Here is a 17782-nt window from a genome sequence, read left to right as displayed (position 1 = left end):
TCCACTTAACCTTTAAATAGCTGCTGCAAAGCCCGCTTCATTAGTGCATCGACCGATTCATCCGGCTGTATAGAATCTTTAAGCCCATGCCAGGCCCGGTCCAGCTCCGCCGCTGTATATCCGAGCGCGGCCAGCGCCTCTCTCGCTTCCTGCCAAAGCTTGCCGCCTTCGGAAGCAGGCTCGACCGGCAGATCAAGCGCCAATGCGGCGCCTGAACCGCTAACGCCTGCCGGCAGCATGTCCAGCTTGTCCTTCAAGTCCAAAATCATGCGCTGGGCAGTCTTCTTGCCGATGCCTGGAAGTTTAGTTAGATATGTAAGGTTTTCTTGCTGAATTGCCGCCGCTACCGCTTCCGGCCTGCCTCCGGCCAAGATGCCCAAAGCTACGCGCGGGCCAATGCCGGAGACATCCAGCAATTTACGGAACATCGCCTGCTCCTCCCGCGACGAAAAACCAAACAGCAAAACGGCATCCTCGCGTACGTGATGGTGGGTATAGATCGTCACTGCTTCATCCGATTTGGCAAAGCTGTATGGATTGGGCGTAAACACGCGATAGCCGATATCCCGTACATCAATTACGACATATTCTGTATCCCAGTGTACTACCCGTCCTTTAATAAAATCAATCATCGGCGGGGCACCTCGCTAATTTTTTGTGTCAATACAGATGAATGGGCGTGACAAATGGCTACTGCCAGCGCATCGGCAACATCGTCCGGCTTCGGAATGGCGGAAAGCTTCAAAAACATCCGCACCATCTCCTGCACCTGGCGCTTCTCCGCTTTCCCGTAACCGACGACAGCCTGCTTCACCTGCAGCGGAGTATACTCCGCAACCGGCAGCCCCCGCTGGGCAGCGGCTAAAATAATGACGCCGCGCGCTTGCCCGACGGCAAATGCCGTTGTCACATTGCGGTTAAAGAACAGCTTCTCTACCGCTACTGTATCCGGCTTATATTTATCCATCAGCGCGCAGGCAGAATCATAGATTTGCAACAATCTCGTCTCCTGAGGTGTATGCGCTGCCGTCTCAATACTGCCATATTGGACAGGAGCCAGCTTGCTTCCTATTTTATCAATAAACCCAAACCCGGCAATGGCAATGCCCGGATCAATTCCCAATACGCGCAAGTTAGCTCTCTCCTCACAAAAAAGACTTCCTATCATTATAGCAAATCATCGCCCTAATGAGAACGCGCGTTTTGTATCGATCACTGCCTCACGAAAAAAAAGCCTCCAAACTGTGGAGGCCTGGCGGAAGGCTTGTCAAGGCGTCATCTGTTCTCTGTACTCCTTCGGCGTCAAGCCGAAATGCTTTTTAAACACTTTTATAAAATAGGGAGGGTTCATATACCCCAGCTCATCGGCAATCTCGTGGATTTTGGCATTGCTCTCCAACAGCATTTTCTCCGCTTTCTCCATCTTCAAACACAGCACATACCCGCTAAGCCCCTCGCCCGTCTCCGACTTGTACACCCGGGATAGATAGACGGGATGAACACGCACGTATTGAGCTACTGCCTGGAGTGATGTGTCTCCGGCCAGATTGTTTTCGACATATTGCTGAGCGCGGCGCACCAAATAAGCGGAGGTTTCACTCTGTTCCCCTTGCATATCGGCCTTCATTTTTCCCAGCACCCGCCATACCCATTGCTGCAGCTGCTCCACGCTGCGAAACGGGTTAGGACGGGATAAAACGTTCCAATCCTCACCAAGGATAGATTCTAGAAATTTTCCGTTTTTATGGGAAATACATATCAAGGCATGGCTAACAGCCAAGCTCACTTCCAAGAGCTGCTCCTGATGAAGCATCCGCGCAAGCCTTGACAATGCCTCAAAAACAGTGTGAAGCTTCTGCTCCAGCGCCTCCCAGCGTCCTGCCTCCAGAAGCTGGATTAGTGTGGGCGAGTCATGCAGGCAGGACGCAAAATCGATGTCACGCCTCCCGCCAAATGATTCGGCGGATATTAAAAACTCGCCGTTCATCCCAAATTGCTGCCGGATCATGCGGAGAGAGGACTGATAGAGCGGCGGGATCGCTTCCGGAAATACCCCATGCTCACTAATCAGAATGGAAATTTTACCATGCAAAAAAGACTGCACGCAGCTCTGGAGCTCGCTTGCTTCACGCTCAAGCCGCTGCCCCCCTTGCGGCAGCTCCGCCGCAGGAGCACCCTGCTTCTGTTTAATAACAAACACTAGATAGTCGTGTGGATCCTTGCACTTCCACATCAAATAATGCTCCTGAAAAATTTCTTCCGCCATATTCCCGATCGCATATTCCCTCAAATGAAAATCATGATCGCTGTACGTGTAAAATGATTCATCCATGCGAACAACCATAAGCGTCACGGTATCGCCCACGGAGAACGGAATTTCGAAAGCTTCAAGCTGCTGCGACAAGGACTGCCGGGCAAAAGCGCGGCCCTGCAGCAGATCGTTTAGCAGACCGTCGCGAAGTTTCGGAAAATTTTCGCGCAGTGTATATACTGTCCGCTGCATCGAGCTGATTTCCTGCCACTCCTTGCGGATCGCTTCCGTCTGTCTCCGCAAGCAGGCGATTATCTCCTCATCTTCCGCCGGCTTCAAAATGTAGTCATCCGTATGATACTGAATCGCTTGCTGGGCGTATTCAAAATCGGCATAGCCGCTAAACAGCACACATTTAACCCGTTTCCACTTTTGGCGGATCATTTGCAGCAGTTCCAGCCCCGACATGCCCGGCATCCGAATATCGGTCAGCACAATTTCGATCGGGTACCGTTTAAGCAGCTCCAGCGCTTCAGCGCCGGAATACGCCTGATACACCTGATCGATTTCCAGCTCTCCCCATGGAATCGACTTGGCCAGACTTTGCACCAGATGCTCATGATCGTCGACAATCAGTATCCGAAACATCAAATCATCGCCCTTTCCTTATTTCCAATGCAGACTCACCTTAAGCCCTCGCAACTCCGCCGCTTCGAACCGCAGTCCCGACCCGGCTTCAAATTGCAGCTTCAAACGCTGATGGACATTCCATAAGCCGCAGCCGACCTCCTCGGTCAACGGAAGATTCAATCGCCTTGCCAAGGCTTGCAACTCCTGACCGTTCATCCCCGGACCGTCATCCTCGACCGTAATCCGATTTTCATCGATCAGCTGTACGCCGCTAATCCGTATGCGTCCTGCCTCGGCATGCCTCTCAATCCCGTGCAAAATGGCATTTTCGACCACCGGCTGGATCAGCAATCGGGGAATCAGCAAATCGAGCATCGCATCCGGTATTTCAATCGTGTAGGAAAGACGCTTGTTTTGCAGATTCTGGATCGCCAAATAATGGCGGACAAGCTCAATTTCTTCCCGCATAGGGACGAGCTGCTGCTCATTTCTGGTCGTATACCGGTAATATTTGCTCAAATGAACCGACATGGCAACAATGGCGTCATTATTTTCTAATATGGCCATGCTCTTCATAAAAGCGAGGCAGTTATACAAAAAGTGGGGATTGATCTGGGATTGCAGCTGTTTCATCGTCGCTTCCCGCGAACGAATCTCTTCCGCATACACTTTCCCCACCAAATTTTCAATTTGCTCCGCCATCTCATTAAACCGCTGAATGAGAAAAGTAAAATCATTGCCGCCCTTCATGCTGATTCGGGTCGCGTAGTTGCCTTTTTTCAATTGCTGCACACTGCGAATCAGGTTTTTAATCGGAATGCGGATATTTTGATACAGGACATAGGAAATCGTAATGCTGACGAGCAGCATAATGCCCAGAAATAAATAAAAAAACGTACGGCTTTCGGTAACCGGCGCCAATATTTTTTGCAGCGGCACATAATCGACCAGATACCAGCCCAGCTCTGCGGATTTCACATAATTGACCAAATAGTCGGCGCCGTTGACAGCAACTGTATGATTGCCCCGTTCTTGCATATCTCTTCCGCCAATTCTACCGACAATCATCCCGGAAAAATCCGGGTCAAAGCCGGAAGTAATCAGCTCCCCGTCAGCAGGTCGGTACAGAAAGGTTTCACCGGAGCCCTCCACATGATAATTGTCCAGCATCTTCACAATATTGCCGGCATTAAAGCTCACCTTGGCAATTAGCCGGGCATTCCCAACCAGACTTTTACTGTTTATCGGATCAAATGTATATAGAACAAATTGCCCCCGCTCGCTGTCATAGCGCCATTGCGGCTTAGCGTCCCTATACAACTGCTCCCGGTCGTAATAAACGAGCGAGTTTTGCCCAACCGCCTTTTGAATACGGGGCGCATAGATTACAACTGAATTACTGAACGCATTAGCGACACTTTGCAGATTCAGCTTTTGGCTAATAATCTGTTCGGTTTTCAGCACATTAATTTCGTCCCCATACAAATCAAGATCGCGAAATTCCTTGACATTCGGGTCCTTTAACAGCACATTGGCCATCATCGACAGCTGGCGTACATTATCATCAAGCTGCTTCAGCAAAAACGACAGCTTGTTCATCTGAGAGTCCTGAAGGTTTTGCTGAATGACGCCAACACTGACCTGGTGAGAGATTGTATACATAATTAGAACAGGAATGAGCAGCGCCAAAATTAAACTGTTCATTTTTGTAAAGCTGTTCATTCTCGCCATTCATCCGCTACCGCCTTCTCGTTTTTTCATTTATTATGATATGACTGCGGCAATACGCGCAAGAGAGGCGAATGGAAATTGTCCGCCCCTCTTTTTTCAGCATTTATTTTTTCAGTACATTTTGTTGATACCAGTCATTGACTTCCTGTATTACCTTTTCCCCGCCGCTTGTCTTCCATTTCTCCACAAACTGATCGAAATCGTCAAGCGGCATGCTGCCATAGATGATTTTAACCATCGTTTCATATTCCAGCTTGTACAGGAAATCGCCCTGTGAACTCTGTGTTTCAGTAGCAGGGCCTGCAAAAGCATTAATGACGTCGGCATCCTTTTGCGCCCTCCACGTACTCATCGCTTCGATTTGCCCGTCGATGCAAAGCGGATTTTGTTGGCAGGAGTCGAACCCTTCCTGCTCGCTCTCCGTGCGGCCGGGCTTGCCTGCCTTCATATAATCCAGATAACCGTCAATTTGATACCAAGGATCGACAAAATAGTTTGGAAGAAACCCGTATTTGGAAACCTGGAAATAACTTCCCTGTGCCTGATAGCCATTATTGATCAAATAATCGCGCGTCAGTCCCCATATTTGACCGTCTCTGCTCATTTCGTACATTGCCTGCGCATATTTGAACACCGCGTCCGGGTGCGGATAATCTTTATTGATGAGCAAAGCTCCGCCATAGATCGACATCGCCCTGCGCTCCGCTTTTCCGCTTGGGCCTGTAGGGAGCGGATATACCTTATAGGTCGCTCCGGGGACATTCTTCTCCAGCTCCGGAAGGGGAAAATACGGAAACCAGTTCGGCCCGAATACAATGCCGGCCTTCCCGGAAGTGAACAATTGCGCCGCCGTTCCCCCGTCCTGCTGTGCGGCATCCTTGGAAATATAGCCTTTATCCAGCCATTCCTTAAATTTGCCGAGCGCAGTTTTCATTTCCGGCTGAATGGAGTCATAGGTTAGTGTATTCCCGTCCGATGATTTACGCCAAATTCCGGGAATCGCCCCGTAAGCGCCGAACAATGCTGTCGCATCGGCGAATATATCGCCGCCCGGGTTTTTCAATTGCACCGCCAACGCATACGTATCCTTTTTATTATTGCCGTCCGGATCTTGATTGACAAATGCATCCATAACTTTCTCCAGTTCCTCCATAGTCGTAGGAGGCTTTAGATTGAGCTTGTCGAGCCAATCCTGACGGATATACATAAGCGGCGGGCTGTTCGGCCCAAATATCGGTATCGGCAGCGCCATCGTCTTGCCGTCTCTAGTTACTGGAAGAAACAAATCCGGATTTTCCGCATAGATCCGCTTTATATCGTCGCTGGCATATTTATCGATCGCCTCATTAAGATCCATAAACATGCCGGAGTCTATTAATTGATTGGTCAGTTCAAAATCGCCGCCTGTATAGACGACATCAGGAAGTTTCTCTCCAGATGAGAGAGAAAGCAGCAGCTTCGTCTTGAAACCGTCATTTTTACCAGGCGCCGTCCACAGCACGTGAATGTCCAAGCCCAAGTTTTCTTTCGCGCGGTCGAATAAAATATTTTTTTCCGCCGTTTCTCCATTGAAATATTGAATATCGTCACCGACATCAACTGCGATATTGATTGGTATTGGCGGATCATACTTCCCTTCCTTAAAAGGCGCCGTTTCCGCACGCTGGTCAGCGGAACCGCTATTGTCTGCGGTACTGTTCGGGCCGTTGCCCGAATTTTCCGCCGGAGCCGCCCCTTTGCCGGTATTGCCGGAGCAGGCTGCCAGGGACGAGACCATCGTCATTGCCGCCGCTGCCAGCAGCATTCGTTTCTTTAACGCTTTCATTGTGTAGACCTCCGCTCTGTAGTTTGATACTGCCATCCAAGCATAACGAATTATAAACATACCGGAAAGAAAACAATTTCAACAAAAAAGATAAATCGTTAACTATCCGCCGAATGAGGTTAAGAGAATGCCATTTTTGTTGAGACTTTCGCATATCTGAAACAAAATCCCTCTTCTATAATTTACTGTAGCGCTAACTATTGGGGAGGAATTTGAATTGAACACTGTACACACGACGCGCCGCCATTCTGAAACAAACCGGAGCTTTCGCCGAAATTGGCAGCTCCATGTCATGTTAATACCCGGCATCCTGCTCGCCCTCGTCTTCCTTTATTTGCCCATGGGAGGACTTGTCATTGCCTTTCAAGACTTTAAGCCTTGGCTTGGTTTTACCAAATCCGCCTGGGTAGGTCTCGATCATTTTCGCCTCATGTTCGCCCGTGAGGATAGTCTTGAGGTTATACGCAATACTTTTGTTATTGCAGCGTTAAAAATCGTGTTTGGCCTGCTTGTTCCATTTGTTTTTTCTCTACTGCTCAACGAGCTGCGGCATATGTTCATCAAACGCTTCGTTCAGACACTTGTATATTTGCCGCATTTCTTGTCCTGGGTCATTTTGGGCGGCATTTTAATCAATCTGCTCGGCAATAACGGCCCTGTCAATCAATTGCTCGGCCATTTATTCGGCATCGAGCCGATCCCTTTCCTCATGCAGGGCGACTGGTTCCGCTTCACCGTCGTCGTCAGTGATCTGTGGAAGGAGTTCGGATTTGGCACGATTTTATTTTTGGCAGCTCTCACAGCAGTCAATCCCGCTTTGTATGAGGCTGCCGAGATGGACGGCGCCAATCGCTGGAAACAAACCTTACATGTCACGATCCCGGCTGTTTTGCCGATTGTCATCGTTCTCGGTACCTTGTCGCTCGGGAATATTTTGAATGCAGGCTTCGATCAGATTTTCAATCTGTATAATGCTCTCGTCTATGATAGAGGCGATATCATCGATACATTTGCCTACCGGGCCGGCCTGCTGAAAACTCAATTCAGCTTTGCCACTGCAGTCGGCATGTTTAAATCGGTCATCAGCTTCATCCTTATAGTCGCAGCCTACCGCTTGGCTTACCGTTTCGCCAATTATCGAATATTCTAAGTAAAGGGGTCTCAACATGTACTATAAATCACCGGCATATAAAGTTTTCTACACGATAAATGTGCTATTCCTGCTGCTCGCTGCACTTGCCTGTGTATTGCCCTTGATCCACATTTTGGCGGTATCGTTCAGTGCAAAGGAGCCCGCCAACTCCAACATTGTCGGATTATGGCCGATCGGCTTTAATACGGATGCGTATGGCCAGACCTTTTCCAACCCCAATTTTTTGCGTTCCATTGTCGTATCCATCGAGCGGGTTGCGCTGGGAACATCTATCGGCATGATTATTACTGTGCTGACCGCTTATCCTTTATCGAAAATGAATGCCAATTTCAAAGGCAGAAGCGCCTATACCTGGTTCTTTGTTTTCACCATGCTGTTCAACGGGGGGCTGATCCCCACTTACATCGTCATTCAGAAGCTCCATTTGATGAATTCCATTTGGGCACTGGTACTGCCCGGCGCTGTCTCGGCCTGGAACACGGTTTTGCTGCTCAATTTTTTTAAGACGATCCCAAAGGATCTGGAGGAAGCCGCTGTTATCGACGGCGCCTCGCACATAAAAACATTGATCTATATTTATTTGCCGGTTTCCTTGCCCTCCCTGGCCACGCTTTCTTTATTCACCATGGTTGCCCACTGGAACTCCTGGTTTGACGGCATGATCTATATTGCAGAAGCACGAAAATGGCCGCTCAGCACTTTGCTGCAGACAATCGTCGTAACCGAAGATTTCAGCAAAATCAATCTGCGTCCCGAGGATGTTAAGCTCATCTCCAATAATACAGTCAAAGCGTCCCAAATCTTCATCGGAGCTCTTCCTATTTTGCTTGTATATCCATTTTTACAAAAGTATTTCGTCAAAGGAATGGTGCTGGGGGCCGTAAAAGAGTAATTACGCCTCCCAGGCACTGCAAGCGATACGAAAAACAGCCATCTCAGCAGCAAGCTGTTGCTTCTGAGACGGCTGTTTTGCATTTTCGGAGAAGATCAGCTGTCGCTTTCGCAGAGCTGCATCTCTATTTTAGCAAGCTGAGGACTGTAAAAGTATGCCTCCTCCACCGGAAACTCAATCTTGATATACCGCGTGTCAACAGGCAGGGCGCTAAGACGATAAACTCTCTTCGTCCACAAATTGCTGTTAATGAGCGTATCGCTGCTTTTCCAGCCCGGATACTTGGTCCATGTCTTGCCATTCTCGGATGTGTAAAACGAAAAGTTGCTGATCGTTTCATTCGAGGAGGCGTACAGCGCTGTCGCTGACAGACTGATCATTCTGGCATTGGCAAAGCTGTAAACGATAAAAGGGTTGTTCTCGCCTGCAAATGGGGCCTGCCGCATAACCCGGCTGGTGTCGCCCAGAAGTTCGGCATTTCCTGTATCAAATACGAGTCCGTCACTATGAAAGGCTGCTAGCGACCAGTCACTCAACTCATCTGTCACATTTTCCGGACCGCCTGTGCTGACTACATTGTCGATTTCATAAAAAACAACGCCATGATGCTGCAGATCGGTGCTCAGCGTCAGCGTACCATTATGAACGGTAGCCTCGCTCTCGATCATCGTCAGCTCAGCCTGCTTCTTGTATCCCGCTTCCTTGGAATACCAGAAAGCGAGATCTTCCGGTTTTTGCAGCGCTTTCGGAGCTTCGACAGAGTAACGGGACCAAAATGGAAAGTGCTCATCCTGCAAGCCGCTCGCCGTTTGATCCTGCCACCAGGAAGGCCAATAATTTCCATGCTGATCATCAACGATCCATTTCTTCACCTTTACCGTCTGTCCCTTGACAGGCGCAATATTTTTGATTGTAATGACCGGCTTCTCGCCTTGAACTGCTTGCATGCTTGAATTGTAATTATAGAGCATCAAATGCGCCTTGTGCTCGGCTGCATTGTATCCCCCAATTCCTCCTACTTCATTGCCGCCGCTGCCGGCACCTGATACCGCAGGCATAATCTGCTTATCGCCTGCCATTTTATAAGATAAATTTGCAATATGCGCGCTTACAGAATCAATTCCGCCCCAGACTCCTTCTGTATTCATCCCCCACATCGAAAACCAGTCGACATTCAAGTTTTGCAATTGCACAAACAGCCTGGCATCTGCCGCTCCTTGAAAGCTATGGCCGACTACACGCGACATTAACGGTTTTCCGTCAAGGCCCTGTAATATGCGGCCTTCATCAATACCAAATTTCAAATCGGTAAGACCGGCTTCATTTGCCCGATTCCGCAGCAAATGTATCGTATTGGCCAATGATTTGGAGGCTGGCGCAGCTGTTCCAGGCTCTTGGTCATAATAGGAACCGGTCAAAAAATTAAGCTGCGTTCCAATCTTTCCAGTCTTGTAGTTTACTCCCTTAGCCGCATGATCGATAAAATCAAGCGGACTCCACAATCCTGGAGATACAGCCATCGCATGCGCGCCGATCGTCAAATTTTCCGCTCCTAGCGAATCCTGCAAAGCAGCTGCCGTATAATCATAAAGCTTGTAATATTCCGTCCGGGCACTGGCTGGGTGTTCATCCTCCGTAACATACATTTCACGATTCTCAAACTCCTGCAACACCCCGAATTGCCAATTTTTTAATTCTTCTTTCCCGAATCTGCCGACAAGCGCATCTCCCATCGCCTTTATATAGTTATAATATTCCTGATAATCCGCTGGCGGCCGCACATTTACCTGAAAAGGGCCAAGCACCGCATTAGAGCTAAGCTTGATGGGGACGTTGCCTGTGACGATATATGGTTTTAAACCTTGCCTGACAATATTCGCCGTTGCTTGCAGCAGCGGGGTAAAATCGTAGTCGTTCAGCTTCGTACGGTCCGCAGGGTTAACAAATAAATCCCGATTGCTGCTGCAGCCCGGATAGCCTATATAACAGCCTCCAGTTGCAATCATAAGCTGCACTCTTTTTAGAAACGGATATCTTGCAGACAAAGCGTTGGCAGCTTGGCCGTCAGCCTGGGCGGTCCAATGCTCATTCAAATCCCATGCACTCAAATCATAAAATTTGTTCGTTATTTCCTGGCCTTGTGCGTTCAAATTAAAAATCAGCTTTACCTGTCCAGCAGCATGTATCGTATTGGCAAAGCTTCCAAAAGTCATACTTGATATCCAGAGGAAAACGGCAAAGAATAAACTCAGTTTTCTCTTGCTCACGAAACAACATCTCCTTCGAAAAGTGAATTCCATTTTTTTGTATGACACTGATTTTCATTCCGTTATAGGCCTAATTGCCGGCATTTCCTCCCTTCTTCAACAGATAACCAGAATGCAGCTCACCTCCGAGATAACGCTTTCATTTTTTCAATCCCAGCATACCGGAAAACAAGGGATGGAGATAGAAAACAATCTCAACAAAAATAGCAAATCCTCAACATCAGATGGCTTAGGCACAACAGCAGTCATACAAAAAGACGTTTCCCCGAATCGATGCAGCCTGCTTGCGGCAGCAAATTCCAGGAAAACGTCTCAGCATTATTTTTTCATTTTCATTACTTTCTCACTTCGTTCTACCGCGAAATCGCTGAACGTTGACAATACGCTCAAATATTCATCTTTATCGTGGATGCGAATGCCCTGATTCAACTGGTCAACACGTTCTTTTGGCAGACTGCTTTCCATGTATTCGACATCCAGCTGAAAAAAGGTCCGCACAACCTTTTCCTTCTTTGGCGGCCCGTCAAACAGCGACAAATTGCCCGCCTTGTCCAGACTAATATACGCACTGCCCTTACACGTTTCCGCTAGGTCATCAATCTGCTCCTCGAAAACAATCCCATCATCAGTAATAGCTACGTTCCAATCCGGATGCGAATTTCTTAAATCAATCATTTCGCTTGCCGTCTTCTCTCCGAGCAAACTGATTTCTTCACCGCAAATATAAACTTTGCGCAGTTTTACAGGCAGCTTGCCTGCATAAGATTTCAGCTGCTCTATCCATGCCTCCTTGTTGCCATCAGCCTTTGGCGGGTCTGCGGCAATAGCGCTGACTGGTGGTTGTACAAGCAGGAAGAAGGCAGCCATACAGCCTAGCGGCAATATGCGCCGCCTGCCTCTCCACAATCGTCTTTTCAATTGTCTCCAGAGGCTGAATTCCATCATGGCGGAACTCCCCTTTTCCCTCTTTTTTGCTAGTGTCTCTCCACAATGGAGAATTTATGCACTTCTCGGCAAACAGCTTCAAACGAGAGAAAAACGCCCGACGGCGTCCGAGTACTATCGCCAAGTTTTTTTTCCTGAAATTTTATTAGGATTAATCGCCGGCAGCGGCGGCCAGTGGTTTGAGACCCGAAAAAGGGGCAAGCCGCCAAGCGGTTTCATCTAGAACGGAAGCCACGGACGTTATTTCTCCAATAACCCTTATTTTTGAAAGCTAACGGAAATGAGCGATCTTAATTCGACGTTTTCTTGCGAAATCGGGCTCATCATCATCAAATAGGGGCGCACAGTTCCGTTACAATTTCAAATCGGTCGAATTTTCGCAAATAGCGGCTGTGACTTCCGTTAGCGTTCGTTCTCATGGACGGAAGCTGGCCCGAGCGGACCGTGATCCGTTTTTCGCAGGACGAAAAAGAGATGGGTATCCCTTGATATATAAGAGTTGAAGGGCCGCTAACGAACCTGACAAACCTTATTCGGCTCAAAATGGGGACTAGTGGGCTGTAACTAATCTACCGATCGTTATTTACCGAAAATCGGCCGCTTCCCCGCCTTTTTTTCAGCATTAGCGTGTCTCTGGTTCGTTACACGCGGAGCAAGCCGATTTTTCGGCTGATAGCGTTTCTCAGGTTCGTTAGGCCGGGCATCCAGACCAGATTCATTGGCTGAACGAGGTTAATGAACTTCGAAAGTTGAGTTATAAATTCTGGCGTTGAAAAAAGATCGAATTGGGAAGGCGTATGCCTCCAATTCGATCCTCTGCACTAATGTTTAATCAGTGGAAGGCTTACTCCGCGGCGCTTTGTCTGAGAACGTGCAGCCTGTTGGCCGGCATTCTTCTTTGCTGATTTCCTAACCGGTGATGATTTTCCGATTTTGGAAATTTGCGGGCCCGGATCGGCTTCACTTTCAACATTTATTGTTTCTTCTTGATTTATTGATTCTTCCTGATGTATTGATTCGTCCCGTTTTTTATTTACAGCTTCCTCTACCGGAGAAGCCTGCTGATTTACTCCCGCAACCTGTGCCGGCATCCCCCAAGAAACATAAGGCATTGGGGTCGTATATGAAGCATACGGCGTTGCGGTCGTATATGGAGCATATGGTGTTGACGTCCCCCCACAGCCGCAGTCGCCATACTCCCCCATTAGCGGAGCAATAGGAGCCGCGAAATGCGGAGTCTCAAATGAGCTTTCTACTACCGGCATTGCAGCTGGCATTGCAGCTGGCATTGCGCCGCAACAGCCACAACCCGACGCCGGCATCATAGAACTTACCGGGCTATAGCCATACATACCTCCGCTCATGGCAGTGTTTGGAGTACCAAAGCTTTGACTTTTCGGCATAGCTTTGTTAGCTGATTCTGCTTCAGTCATTGCAGGTGCATTCGCTGTTTGTGCCTGCAAGCCCATCATTGGAGCAGAATACGACTGCATGCCATAGCTGCTTCCATCCATCATTGACGGAGATGCATGCTCTTGACAGCCACAGCCGCTTCCCCCCATCATTCCTGGAGATGAATGCGACTGCCAGTCTGAGCCGCTTCCATCCATTATTCCTGAAGATGAGTGCGGCTGCCAGCCGCTGCTTCCATCCATCATTCCAGGTGATGAATGCGACTGCCAGCCTGGGCTGCTTCCATCCATCATTCCAGGCGATGAATGCGACTGCCAGCCTGAGCCGCTTCCATCCATCATTCCAGGCGATGAATGCGACTGCCAGCCTGGGCTGCTTCCATCCATCATTCCAGGCGATGAATGCGACTGCCAGCCATAGCTGCTTCCGTCCATCATTCCAGGCGAGGAATGCGACTGCCAGCCTGAGCCGCTTCCATCCATCATTCCGGGCGATGATTGCGACTGCCAGCCTGGGCTGCTTCCATCCATCATTCCTGAAGATGAGTGCGACTGCCAGCCTGGGCTGCTTCCATCCATCATTCCAGGCGATGAATGCGACTGCCAGCCTGAGCCGCTTCCATCCATCATTCCAGGTGATGAATGCGACTGCCAGCCTGAGCCGCTTCCATCCGCCATTCCGGGCGATGAATGCGACTGCCAGCCTGAGCCGCTTCCATCCATCATTCCAGGCGATGAATGCGACTGCCAGCCTGAGCCGCTTCCATCCATCATTCCAGGCGATGAATGCGACTGCCAGCCTGAGCTGCTTCCATCCATCATTCCTGAAGATGAATGCGACTGCCAGCCTGGGCTGCTTCCATCCATCATTCCAGGCGATGAATGCGACTGCCAGCCTGAGCTACTTCCATCCGCCATTCCGGGTGATGAATGCGACTGCCAGCCTGAGCTACTTCCATCCGCCATTCCGGGTGATGAATGCGACTGCCAGCCTGAGCTACTTCCATCCATCATTCCAGGTGATGAATGTGACTGCCAGCCTGAGCCGCTTCCATCCATCATTCCTGAAGATGATTGAGACTGCCAGCCGGAGCTGCTTCCATCCATCATTCCTGAAGATGATTGAGACTGCCAGCCTGAGCTGCTTCCATCCATCATTCCGGGTGATGAATACGACTGCCAGCCTGAGCCGCTTCCATCCATCATTCCTGAAGGTGAATGCGACTGCCAGCCTGAGCTACTTCCATCCATCATTCCTGGAGATGAATGCGACTGCCAGCCTGAGCCGCTTCCATCCATCATTCCTGGAGATGAGTGCGACTGCCAGCCGTAGCTGCTTCCATCCATCATTCCTGGAGATGAATGCGAGTGCCAGCCATAGCTGCTTCCAACCATCATTCCTGGAGATGAATGCGAGTGCCAGCCATAGCTGCTTCCATCCATCACAGAAGCCGTGTGCGGCTGCCAGCCGTACCCGCTGTTAACGGCAGCAGGTGAAATATTACTCATATTCGGGTGTGCGAGCATCGACATCACTTCAGTAGCGGGAACTTGATAAGATTGAAATAGGTTTACATCAAGCTCAGCGGAAGGCTGAACAAAATACGGGGCTACGTTGGCTGATGCAGAAGCTGGTGCCGGGGTAATTGCAGGAGCCGCTTTCGCTGTTGACTTTAGTGCGGGATTAGCTGCAGGGGCCATATTTACTTTTTCCGGTACTGGTGAAGAAACGGTTGGGTAAGTGATGGTAGGAATTGGTGCGGTGTTCGCTTTGGGTACAGAAACTACTTCGGCCATTGGCTTAATTTGTACTGACGGCTTAACTTCAGCCATCGGCTTCATTTCCACAGACGGCTTAACTTCAGCCATCGGCTTCATTTCCACAGGCGGCTTGACTTCAGCCATCGGCTTCACTTCGGCAGGCGGCTTGGCTTCGGCCATCGGCTTCATTTCCGCAGGCGGCTTGACTTCAGCCATCGGCTTCACTTCCGCAGGCGGCTTGACTTCAGCCATCGGCTTCACTTCCGCAGGCGGGTTGACTTCGGCCATCGGCTTCACTTCCGCAGGCGGGTTGACTTCAGCCATCGGCTTCACTTCCGCAGGCGGGTTGACTTCAGCCATCGGCTTCACTTCCGCAGGCGGGTTGACTTCGGCCATCGGCTTCACTTCCGCAGGCGGGTTGACTTCGGCCATCGGCTTAATTTCCGTAGACGGCTTGACTCCGGTCGATGGCTTAACTGCTGTAGCATGCTTTACCTCTGTGTTCGGCTTTACCTCTGCGTTATACATCGCCGGGTTGACTGTGTCCGGGTCCATCGGATGATGAGTCGGTGTATCCACGATAGCTTCCTCTTCAGCTGGTTTAGGTATATTGACAACTGTTCCTACCAGTAACACATTGGGGTTCTTCAACTGCGGGTTGGCCTTGATCATATCACTTAGCGGAACGCCCCAAGCTTTGGACAGTTTCCAGAGTGAGTCACCTTCCACAACGACATGCTGATGCATAATATGCGATTCTGGTGCGGGTGAGGAGGGAATTTTCACTTTCATCCCAATATCGATTTCATCGGGATTCGTAATCGCTGGATTCAGCTCGATCACTTCTTCCAATGATACATTATACTTCTTTGCGATCGAGTATAATGACTCACCTTGTTTCACAATATGAATTTTCACTCGCCGTTAACCTCCTAACGTTCTTGCTTGGTGTCAGACACCTGCCCGGCATCAATCTTTACATCTTATGCAACGCTTAGGCGAGTGTCCACTAATTCACAAAAAAAAATTAGAGCCTGTCCGGACATTGCCGGCACTAGCTCTAATTGTATTAATCTGTTGGCACCGCATATTTAAATTTAGGATAGCTGCCGAGAATGCGCACCTGACAGCCCAATGCTTCGATTTCGGCAATTGCGGCAGGCAGCAGCACAGTGTCCAAAGACATTTCGATTTCAATAACGAAATAATAATTACCCAGCTTCTTCTTCGTCGGGCGAGATTCAATGCGCGACAAGTTAATCCGGCGCCACGCGAAAGCAGACAGCACTTGATGCAGCGCTCCCGGATAATCCTCAGGCAAAGTAATTTGCAAGCTGGTCTTCCGTTCGTCTGATGCACGGAAATCAAGAGGCTTCTCACCGACTAACAAAAATCGGGTATAGTTGTTGTCATGATCTGTAACGCTCTTTTGCAAAATATCCAGCTTATTATTGGCAGCTGCCGCCATCGTTCCAATAGCAGCCCAGCCTTGACCCGGATGCTCGCGTACAATTTTGACGGCCTCAGCCGTGCTGCTGACGTGCTCAAGCTCGGCATGCGGCAGATGCTCGCGAATATATTGCAAACATTGAGCCATTGCAACAGGATGACTCAAGACTTTTACTATTTTGCCATACTCTGTCTGCTGGTCTTCCCCGGCAAACTCCTCTTTGCGGCCGATCAAGTTTTGAATTGAAGGATATACCCATTCTGCCTGAATCGGCAGATCCACCTCATGCACGATCCAATCCATATGTAGACTGACAGAGCCCTCGATCGTGTTCTCAATCGGAATAACGCTGTAGTCTGTCTCCCCATTAGCGGTAGATAAAAACACATCCGAAATGAGTTTATGATAATGCAGCTCAACACTTGTATCTGTAAACAAATATTGAGCGGCTTCATCAGAGACAGAGCCTTGCGGCAGCAATGCAACCTTTATCATGCTTTTATTTCTCCTTTAACCCGCTCCATAAACGTTGTAGACCGGTCATCCGTCACCGTAATTTCCGGTCCGGATGTACATGGGCGAAGCCACATTGTTTGAGCGGCGATCCCTTCCTTATGCAAGGTGGATAGCACAAACCGCTCCAGTTCCGCTTTACGGACGCTTCCAGCCTCAACAAGTGCCAGCAACGTTGGGCCTGCACCACTCAGCACCGCTCCCAGCGCGCCATGATCAACCGCAGCGCGCAAAATCTCATCCATCCCGGGAATAAGCGCCGCGCGATAAGGCTGATGGAGACGATCCCGCATCGCGCTTGGCAGCAGTTCTAACCGGCCGCTGGCAAGCGCCGCTACCAGCAATGAACTGGAAGCTACATTAAACACGGCATCGCGCAAAGTCGTTTCCTTGGGCAGCACATTCCTGGCTTTCTCTGTTGCCAGCTGAAACTGCGGGATTGCAGCAAGAGCCAGCAGCTGCGGAGGCGGCTCCAGCCGCACCTTCTCAGCGCGCTCTCCGTCCCACGATGCAACGACAATACCGCCAAACAATGAAGCGCCGACATTGTCGGGATGTCCTTCCAGCTCTGTGGCGATTTGAAACAACCGGTCTTCCGATAACGGTGAACCAATAAGTGTATTTGCCGCTACAAGCGCGCCAACAATTGCAGAAGCGCTGCTGCCCAGACCTCTGGTCAGCGGAATGTCGCTAAACATCGAAATATGGATTTCCGGCAAATACACGCCAGCTTCATTGAAGACCAGCTGCGCTACTTTATAGATCAAGTTAGACTTATCTTGGGGTATGCCTTCCATTCCATCGCCATACATATCGATCGACGTCTCCCCGTCAGCAATAGACATTTCAACCCATGCATACAGAGACAGCGCCATTCCTAACGTATCAAAACCCGGTCCCAGGTTGGCTGTGCTAGCGGGCACCTTGACCATAACCCGACGTTCCGTCATTT

General features: G+C 49.6%; 13 protein-coding genes. 3 read left to right on the top strand and 10 right to left on the bottom strand.

Annotation, left to right across the window (positions count from 1 at the left end; translation table 11 throughout):
• Window positions 1-5: 5 nt before the first annotated feature.
• The 5 genes from ruvA to ACFQ0N_RS18960 all read right to left on the bottom strand — a co-directional run bounded on the left by ruvA (window position 6) and on the right by ACFQ0N_RS18960 (window position 6437).
• Window positions 6-632, bottom strand: a complete 627-nt coding sequence (gene ruvA, locus ACFQ0N_RS18980; protein ID WP_379328997.1) for a Holliday junction branch migration protein RuvA — start codon at window positions 630-632, stop codon at window positions 6-8.
• Window positions 629-1132, bottom strand: a complete 504-nt coding sequence (gene ruvC / locus ACFQ0N_RS18975) for a crossover junction endodeoxyribonuclease RuvC (protein WP_379328995.1) — start codon at window positions 1130-1132, stop codon at window positions 629-631. The genes ruvA and ruvC overlap by 4 nt, the downstream gene beginning before the upstream one ends.
• Window positions 1133-1267: 135 nt before the next feature.
• Window positions 1268-2899, bottom strand: a complete 1632-nt coding sequence (locus tag ACFQ0N_RS18970) for a response regulator (protein WP_379328993.1) — start codon at window positions 2897-2899, stop codon at window positions 1268-1270.
• Window positions 2900-2917: 18 nt separating this feature from the next.
• A complete protein-coding gene (locus tag ACFQ0N_RS18965; RefSeq protein WP_379328991.1) occupies window positions 2918-4612 on the bottom strand; it encodes a cache domain-containing sensor histidine kinase in 1695 nt (564 codons plus the stop codon).
• Between the two features lie 103 nt (window positions 4613-4715).
• Entirely contained in the window at window positions 4716-6437 is a 1722-nt protein-coding gene (locus tag ACFQ0N_RS18960) for an extracellular solute-binding protein (RefSeq protein WP_379328989.1), read from the bottom strand.
• Between the two features lie 292 nt (window positions 6438-6729).
• Here ACFQ0N_RS18960 and ACFQ0N_RS18955 point away from each other — a divergent pair, with 292 nt between their 5' ends.
• Window positions 6730-7587 carry an ABC transporter permease gene (locus ACFQ0N_RS18955; protein ID WP_379329325.1) on the top strand — a complete coding sequence of 286 codons (858 nt, stop codon included), beginning with the start codon at window positions 6730-6732 and terminating at the stop codon, window positions 7585-7587.
• Window positions 7588-7603: 16 nt separating this feature from the next.
• Complete coding sequence (locus ACFQ0N_RS18950) at window positions 7604-8482, top strand: carbohydrate ABC transporter permease (RefSeq protein ID WP_379328987.1); 879 nt, start codon at window positions 7604-7606, stop codon at window positions 8480-8482.
• Between the two features lie 95 nt (window positions 8483-8577).
• On the opposite strand, the gene ACFQ0N_RS18945 is transcribed toward ACFQ0N_RS18950, so the two are convergent.
• Together ACFQ0N_RS18945 and ACFQ0N_RS18940 are read right to left on the bottom strand one after the other, a co-directional pair.
• Window positions 8578-10749 (bottom strand): GH39 family glycosyl hydrolase, encoded by a 2172-nt coding sequence (locus tag ACFQ0N_RS18945; RefSeq protein WP_379328985.1) that lies wholly within the window; start codon window positions 10747-10749, stop codon window positions 8578-8580.
• A gap of 318 nt (window positions 10750-11067) precedes the next feature.
• A complete protein-coding gene (locus ACFQ0N_RS18940; RefSeq protein ID WP_379328983.1) occupies window positions 11068-11694 on the bottom strand; it encodes a BofC C-terminal domain-containing protein in 627 nt (208 codons plus the stop codon).
• On the opposite strand from ACFQ0N_RS18940, the gene ACFQ0N_RS18935 reads away from it, so the two are divergent.
• Window positions 11693-11917 carry a hypothetical protein gene (locus ACFQ0N_RS18935; protein WP_379328981.1) on the top strand — a complete coding sequence of 75 codons (225 nt, stop codon included), beginning with the start codon at window positions 11693-11695 and terminating at the stop codon, window positions 11915-11917. The genes ACFQ0N_RS18940 and ACFQ0N_RS18935 overlap by 2 nt on opposite strands.
• Window positions 11918-12515: 598 nt before the next feature.
• Here ACFQ0N_RS18935 and ACFQ0N_RS18930 read toward each other — a convergent pair.
• From ACFQ0N_RS18930 to thrB, 3 genes are all read right to left on the bottom strand, one after another.
• Entirely contained in the window at window positions 12516-15785 is a 3270-nt protein-coding gene (locus tag ACFQ0N_RS18930) for a LysM peptidoglycan-binding domain-containing protein (protein ID WP_379328979.1), read from the bottom strand.
• A gap of 151 nt (window positions 15786-15936) precedes the next feature.
• Window positions 15937-16812 (bottom strand): prephenate dehydratase, encoded by an 876-nt coding sequence (gene pheA / locus ACFQ0N_RS18925; protein WP_379328977.1) that lies wholly within the window; start codon window positions 16810-16812, stop codon window positions 15937-15939.
• Window positions 16809-17780: a homoserine kinase gene (gene thrB, locus ACFQ0N_RS18920; protein ID WP_379328975.1), complete on the bottom strand. Its 972-nt coding sequence runs from the start codon at window positions 17778-17780 to the stop codon at window positions 16809-16811. Before thrB ends, pheA begins: the two co-directional genes overlap by 4 nt.
• Between the last annotated feature and the right edge of the window lie 2 nt (window positions 17781-17782).

This window comes from Paenibacillus sp. GCM10027626 (genome assembly GCF_042676285.1).
Classification (GTDB): Bacteria; Bacillota; Bacilli; order Paenibacillales; family Paenibacillaceae; genus Paenibacillus_Z.
Note: the sequence above shows the minus strand (reverse complement) of the source record. Positions and strands in the feature narration are given on the sequence as shown.

Coding starts and splice junctions, on each gene's coding strand:
- ruvA (WP_379328997.1), bottom strand. CDS start 632: ATGATTGATTTTATTAAAGGACGGGTAGTACACTGGGATACAGAATAT.
- ACFQ0N_RS18970 (WP_379328993.1), bottom strand. CDS start 2,899: ATGTTTCGGATACTGATTGTCGACGATCATGAGCATCTGGTGCAAAGT.
- ACFQ0N_RS18965 (WP_379328991.1), bottom strand. CDS start 4,612: ATGGCGAGAATGAACAGCTTTACAAAAATGAACAGTTTAATTTTGGCG.
- ACFQ0N_RS18960 (WP_379328989.1), bottom strand. CDS start 6,437: ATGAAAGCGTTAAAGAAACGAATGCTGCTGGCAGCGGCGGCAATGACG.
- ACFQ0N_RS18955 (WP_379329325.1), top strand. CDS start 6,730: ATGTTAATACCCGGCATCCTGCTCGCCCTCGTCTTCCTTTATTTGCCC.
- ACFQ0N_RS18950 (WP_379328987.1), top strand. CDS start 7,604: ATGTACTATAAATCACCGGCATATAAAGTTTTCTACACGATAAATGTG.
- ACFQ0N_RS18935 (WP_379328981.1), top strand. CDS start 11,693: ATGGCGGAACTCCCCTTTTCCCTCTTTTTTGCTAGTGTCTCTCCACAA.
- ACFQ0N_RS18940 (WP_379328983.1), bottom strand. CDS start 11,694: ATGATGGAATTCAGCCTCTGGAGACAATTGAAAAGACGATTGTGGAGA.
- pheA (WP_379328977.1), bottom strand. CDS start 16,812: ATGATAAAGGTTGCATTGCTGCCGCAAGGCTCTGTCTCTGATGAAGCC.
- thrB (WP_379328975.1), bottom strand. CDS start 17,780: ATGACGGAACGTCGGGTTATGGTCAAGGTGCCCGCTAGCACAGCCAAC.